Source organism: Corallococcus sp. AB049A, from assembly GCF_003668885.1.
Lineage (GTDB): Bacteria > Myxococcota > Myxococcia > Myxococcales > Myxococcaceae > Corallococcus > Corallococcus interemptor.
Genome location: NZ_RAWL01000480.1, coordinates 1 through 6,139, shown reverse-complemented (window position 1 = coordinate 6,139; position 6,139 = coordinate 1). Strand labels below are relative to the sequence as shown.

The following is a 6,139-nucleotide window of genomic DNA, read 5'->3' as shown; positions in this document are numbered from 1 at the left end:
GCGGTGGATGGGCGCTCCACGACGCTGGGCGTGGAGGGAGCGGACGAGACGGCCGCGGTGCTGTCCGTGCTGCTGGGCACGCCGCTGACGCTGTGGACGGACGTGCCCGGGGTGATGACGGCGGATCCGCTGCACGTCGCGGACGCGAGGCCGGTGCCGCACCTGAGCTACACGGAGGCGCTGGAGCTGGTGTACCTGGGCCTGCCCACGCTGCACCCTCGCGCGCTGTCCACGCTGCGCGACGCGGACCTCCCCCTGCGCGTGCGCCACCTGCAACAGCCCGACGAACCCGGCACGCTCATCGACGTGCGCGGCGCGGGCAACGGCAGCGTGCCCACGTGCGTGGTGTCCCTGGAGGACCTGGCGCTGCTGGGGCTGGAGGGAGGCACGGAGGAGGCCACCCGGCCGGTGGGGCCTCGCGCGTTGCAGGCGCTGGAGGCGGCGGGCATCGACGCGTGGATGGCGGCGCAGTCTTCGCCGGGACGCTCGGTGGCGGTGGTGCTGCGCCGGGTGCACGCGGCGCGGGCGGAGGAGGTGCTGCGGCGGGAGCTGGGCCCGGAGCTGGAGCGCGGCGCGTTGCAGCCGCCCCAGGTGCGCGCGCCGGTGACGCAGGTGGCGCTGGTGGCGGAGGCCATGGGCCAGGGCGCCAACGTGGCGGGACGGCTGTTCCAGCCGCTGGGCGCGCTGGGCATCAACGTGCGCGCCATCGCGCAGACGGCGAGCGCGCGCTCCATCTCGTTCATCGTGGACGGGGCGGAGACGGCGCTGACGGTGCGCACGGTGCACGCGGCCTTCCACTTCGCGCACGAAGAGGTGAGCCTGCTGGTGCTGGGCCATGGCGTGGTGGGCACCCAGCTCCTGGAACAGCTGCGCACGCTGCAGGAGACGCTGGCGCGGGGGCATGGCATCCAGCTCAATCTGGTGGGGCTCGCGGACAGCCGGCGGGTGCTCTTCTCCCCGGAGGGCATCCCGCTGAAGCAGTGGCGCGAGCGCATCGAGTCCGTGCCCGAGGGCGCCTCACCGCCCGTGGTGCGCGCGCTGCTGGAGCCGCTGCGCCGGCTGCCGGTGCCGGTGCTGGTGGACTGCACGGCGGCGGAAGGCATGGAGGCGCTGTACCTGGAGGCGTTCAAGAGCGGCATCCACGTGGTGGCGGCGAACAAGAAGCCGCTGACAGAGCCGCTGGAGGTCTGGGAGCGGCTGCGGAGCACCGCGCACCTGAACCACCGCGCGTACCACTACGAGACGACCGTGGGCGCGGGGCTCCCCGTCATCCAGACGCTGAAGGACCTGGTGCGCACGGGGGACCGGGTGCACGGCGTGGAGGGTTCCTTCTCCGGGACGCTCGGCTACCTGAGCCAGCAGCTGATGGACGGCGTGCCGCTGTCGAAGGCGGTGCGCACCGCTCGCGAGAAGGGCTTCACGGAGCCGCATCCTCGCGAGGACCTGGCGGGCACGGACGCCGCGCGCAAGGCGCTCATCCTCGCGCGCGAGCAGGGCCTGAACCTGTCGATGGAGGACGTGGAGGTGGAGCCGTTCGTCCCTCGCGAGTACCTGGAGGAGGCGGACGTGGAGCGCTTCCTCGCGGGACTGGAGAAGCTGGACCGGACGTTCACCTCGCGCATCGAGGGGCTGCGCGCGGAGGGCAAGGTGCTGCGCTACCTGGCGCGCATCGACCCGTCGGTGAAGGACGGGCCGGTGCTGAAGGTGGGCCCGGTGGCCGTGGCGAAGGAGCATCCGGCGACGCGGCTTCGCGGCTCGGAGGCGTTCGTGGCGTTCTCCACGGAGCGCTACGCGGACTACCCGCTCCTGGTGCAGGGCGCGGGCGCCGGCGGGCCCGTGACGGCGGCCGGCGTCCTCGCGGACATCCTGAAGATCGCCCAGAACCTGCGGGGGCGATAGGCGGGCTTTAGTAGCCCACGTAGCCGCTGCCGCTGTTCATCGCCTGGATGCCCGGGGTGTTGGACACGGAGCCGTAGCGGTCCACCGCGTAGCGCACCGCCGCGACGATGTTGTCCACCGGGTTGCGGATGTTGTCGTGGCCCGGGAGCTTGAACGCGTCGAACGTGGGCTGGATGGTCTGCATCAGGCCGATGGAGGGGTGGCCATCCTTCGCGTTCTGGTCCGTCAGGTTGATGGCGTTCGGGTTGCCGCTGGACTCGTGCTCGATGATCTTCGCGATGTCCTGCGGGTTCATCTTGTCCACCGGGACGCCAGCGGCCTTGAGGATCTCCATGGCCTGCTTGATCCAGTCGCCCACCTCGCCCTTCGGCATGTCGCCCGTGGCGCCGGCCGACTGAGCGGAGCCCGCCTGGAACGAGTCGCCCGCGCTCGGAGCCCCGCCCGCGTTGCTGGCGCCAGGCGCCGCACCGGACGCGCCGGACACGCCCGCCGGGGCCTGGGCACCCGCGGCCGCGCCACCCGCGGCGGCCGCGCCATTGCCAAGGATGCTCTGGAGCATCTGGGCAATCTGCTGGAGCTGCTCCACCACGCCGCTGAGGCCCTCCATGAACTCCTTGAACTGGGCGCCCTTCGCCGGGCCGGCGCTGAAGCCGTCCTGCTGGAACCGGGACGCGAAGTCCGAACCCGGCTTCGGGCAGTGGCTCGCCTGCACGCGGCCGCCGGAGAGGGCATCCGGGCGGGCAGAAGCGAAGTCCTGGGAGGGAACGCGGAGGGAAGAGACGCGGGCGGAACCGGGAGCTGTGATCATGGGGGATTTCCTCGAAAGTGAAGTGCTGCTGACGAGGAACACCTACAGCAGGAGACATGCCAACCCATGGGAGGACACCGGCCGCGAGCCAAGTGCTTGATGTCCTTGGAAACGCGCGATGCGTGGTGCTCGGACCCCGGCCCTGTCCCTGGTGACTGGAGTCACCGCTCGCCAACAGCGGTCACCAGTCGCGGGTCACTACTTCGCGCGCCGGGGCTGCTTCCGGGCCGCGGCCTTCTTCAGCGCGGCGGCGCCACGGTGACGCCATGCACCGACGGCAGGATGCGAAGCTGCACGGTGCGCGCACGCGGCCATTCGCCACGCTCCAAACGCAGGCGCAGCTGCTTGGGCGGAACCTGACGCACCACCTTCACGCGCGTCCCATTCGCGAGCGTGACCTGCGCGCCTTCCGTCAGCGCCTGCCCGCAGGCTCCCACCCAACGCCCCCATCCCGACGCCTCGCCCCACGCGGCCCACGCCATCTCCGAGCCCACCGCGAACGAGCGCCGCACACCTGCCTGATACCCACCACCCGCTACCCGACCCGTCGACATGAGCACTCCTGCCTGGACAGTCTCGTTTGGAAAACCTGAAGCATCTTCTGCCGGGCTCACCCGGTGTGCTGCAGCCGGCGCTTGTACTTCTCACCCCAGTCCCGCAGCCCCTCACCGCCAACGCCCAGGAGCGGCTCTTCTACGAGCGCGAGTCCAAGGCCGCGTTCGCCAACGGCACCCAGACCGCGGACATCACCGCAGAGCAGCGGAAGCTGCTGTGGGCCGACGCCGTCATCCCCTTCCGCAGGCAGAACAGCGGGCACTACGACACCCAGCAGGTGCTCCTGCCCGGGCTGGGCGACGGCGCCTCTGGCACCCGCATCCACCTGGTGCAGCAGGGCGACCCGGAGCAGCGGCCCGTCACCCCGTCGGGCGGTAGCCCGGCATGAGGAAGTTGTCGTGGTCCGCGTACGCCGGCGCGTCCGCCTCGCCGGTGAAGGCGCGCAGGGCGCAGTACTCCGGATACGACGCCTGCACGGTGATCTGATCCCCCACCTGGAGGACCACGTCGCCGTTCGGGTGCAGCGTCTCCTGGTCGCCCCGGATGAGCGACAGCGCCAGCCCGCCGAAGCGGTCCCGCACCTGGGAGATGTTCATCCCCGGCAGGCCGTCGCGGACCACGAACAGGGACACCACCATCAGGTGCTTGCCAATGCGGAACGAGTGGACGAGCCGCGGGTCCAACGCCGCCAGCGCCATGGCGGGCGCGGCCAGCGAGGAGCTGGACAGGGCCTCCGCCTTGAACGTGTCACGCACCTTCGCGCCCAGGTCGTCGTCGAACAGGCGGATGACCACGCGGATGCCGGGGTTCAACCGCCGCGCGTCCAGCGCGATGTTCAGGTTCGCCAGGTCGTCGTCCGTGGCGCAGACAATGGCGGACGCCTTCTTCACGTTCGTGCGCGGCAGGCACAGCGGGCTGCGCGTGTCGTCGATGAGCAGCGGGATGTTCTCGTCGCGCAGCGCGGACACGAACGTCGCGTCCTCGCGCTTCTCCACCACCACCACGTCCTTGCCCATCTCCCGCAGCTGCGTCACCACGCGGTAGCCCACGCGCCCCGCGCCGCACACCACGACGTGGCCCTTCATCGTTTCGGACACCACGGAGACCCACTCCTTGTCGTTCTTGTGCCGCGCGAAGAAGAGGTACGCGAAGCGCACCACGCCATCCACCACCAGCGCGATGCTGACCGGCGGGATGAGGATGTTGAGCGCCTCCACGAACCAGTCGGCCACGTAGGGCAGCGACGGCTGGCCGAAGAGCAGGAAGTAGACGTGGTGCAGCGCCTCTCCGTAGGAGATACGGCCCCCGTCCGGCCCCACGTAGCGCCAGTTGTACAGCGCCGGCCCCACCCCGAAGATGACCGCCGCCAGCAGCAGCGTGCTGCGGAACCTCCGCGACAGCGCGCGCAGGTACCGCAGGTCCATCATCAAGCGCGCGGCAGGGCTCCTCATGCGCGGGGAAGCCTATGCCGCCGGGGTGATGTCCGTGGAGGCTTCCGCCTTCGAACGGCGCTTCTCGATGAGCCACACCGCCAGCACGCCCAGCTCGTAGCAGAGCAGCATGGGGCCGGCCATGAGCGACAGGTTCACCACGTCACCCGTGGGCGTCAATATCGCCGCCGCGATGAGGCACACCACGAACGCATGGCGCTGGTAGCGGAAGAGCCACCGCGACTGCACCACCCCGACGATGCCCAGGAGCGCCATCACCAGCGGCAATTCGAAGATGACGCCGAACGCGAGGATGAGCAGCAGCACCAGCGACAGCTGCTCGTTCATGGTCAGCATGGGCCGCGTCCAGCGCGCGGCCTCGGCGTCCGCGTAGCCCTTGGCCAGCTCCTTCTGGAGGCGCCACAGGCCGGACATCTCCTCCGCGCGCGTGGGCGCCACGCCCGCGAGCAGGCTGGCCGCCTGGTCCATGGCGGCCTCCGACGCGAGGTAGTCCTGCTTGCCGAAGGCCGTCACCGCCTCCACGCGCTTCTCCACCGCCTGGCGCAGCACGCCGCGCGCGGGGACACCCAGCCCGTCCGCGGCCGCGTCCAGCAGGTCGCCCAGGCCCTTGAGGCGCGCGGTGAGCTCCACGCTCTTCGCGGTCGCCACCTGCGGGTCCTTCACCTGGCCCTCACCGGCGGCCGTCAGCGCGGCGCTGGTCTCCCGGGCCACGTGGCCGGCGCGCTCCACCTCACCAATGCGCAGGAAGCGCAGCGCGTCCTCGCCGCCCATGCGCGCCGTGTCCATGCGCTGCTCCAGGGCGAGCGTCTCCTCCTCGTTGAGGAGGAACTTGAACATGGAGGGCAGCACCAGGAAGTAGCAGAACAGCGAGCCCACGATGAACGCCACGGAGCCCAGCACCACGAAGGGCGACGCGTACTTGCGCTCCTCCGGGTAGAGCCCCGGCGCCACGAAGCCCCAGATCTGCCAGAGGATGACGGGCGTGGTGAGGAAGATGCCGCAGTACACGCCCACCTTCATCAGGACGTTGATCTCCTCGATGCCGGATGTGTAGACGAGCGAGCGCCCCTCCGGGGGCAGCGCGTCCAGCACCGGCCGCATCAACACGCCGAAGATGGGCTTGGCGAAGATGAGCGACACGGCGCCCAGCACGAGCACCGCGAGCGAACACTTCACGAGCCGCGAGCGGAGCTCCGTGAGGTGCTCCGACAGGCTCATGCGCAAATCCGTCAGGTCAACCCCTTGGCGGTTCAGGGCTCAGCTCCGTTTCGGCGCGTTGCGCGCCACCGTGCCCGGGATGGGGGCGAGTTGCGGAAGGCCATTCTCGTCCTGCGCCGGCGCCGCGCCGGGCTCCACCGCGGCCTGCTGCGCGCCGGCGGCGGGCGCGTCCGCGGAGGCCTCGGAAGGCGCGGGCACGTTCGCGGGG

General features: G+C 70.9%; 6 protein-coding genes. 2 read left to right on the top strand and 4 right to left on the bottom strand.

Annotated features, from left to right (window positions below; genetic code table 11):
* Positions 1-1,899 (top strand): ACT domain-containing protein (locus D7X55_RS34060; RefSeq protein ID WP_147470316.1); only part of this gene is annotated, 1,899 nt, incomplete at its 5' end.
* Positions 1,900-1,906: 7 nt separating this feature from the next.
* On the opposite strand, the gene D7X55_RS34055 is transcribed toward D7X55_RS34060, so the two are convergent.
* Positions 1,907-2,707, bottom strand: coding sequence for a transglycosylase SLT domain-containing protein (locus D7X55_RS34055; RefSeq protein WP_120549301.1), 801 nt, complete (start codon positions 2,705-2,707; stop codon positions 1,907-1,909).
* 239 nt (positions 2,708-2,946) lie between these two features.
* Positions 2,947-3,261, bottom strand: coding sequence for a hypothetical protein (locus D7X55_RS34050; RefSeq protein WP_147442780.1), 315 nt, complete (start codon positions 3,259-3,261; stop codon positions 2,947-2,949).
* 26 nt (positions 3,262-3,287) lie between these two features.
* On the opposite strand from D7X55_RS34050, the gene D7X55_RS44260 reads away from it, so the two are divergent.
* Positions 3,288-3,650 (top strand): hypothetical protein, encoded by a 363-nt coding sequence (locus tag D7X55_RS44260; protein WP_199747280.1) that lies wholly within the window; start codon positions 3,288-3,290, stop codon positions 3,648-3,650.
* Here D7X55_RS44260 and D7X55_RS34040 read toward each other — a convergent pair.
* Both D7X55_RS34040 and D7X55_RS34035 read right to left on the bottom strand, forming a co-directional pair.
* Entirely contained in the window at positions 3,622-4,713 is a 1,092-nt protein-coding gene (locus tag D7X55_RS34040; protein ID WP_121725232.1) for a TrkA family potassium uptake protein, read from the bottom strand. The two genes, D7X55_RS44260 and D7X55_RS34040, sit on opposite strands and share 29 nt — an antisense overlap.
* 12 nt (positions 4,714-4,725) lie before the next feature.
* Positions 4,726-5,931 (bottom strand): twin-arginine translocase subunit TatC, encoded by a 1,206-nt coding sequence (locus D7X55_RS34035; RefSeq protein ID WP_120549304.1) that lies wholly within the window; start codon positions 5,929-5,931, stop codon positions 4,726-4,728.
* Positions 5,932-6,139 lie beyond the last annotated feature (208 nt).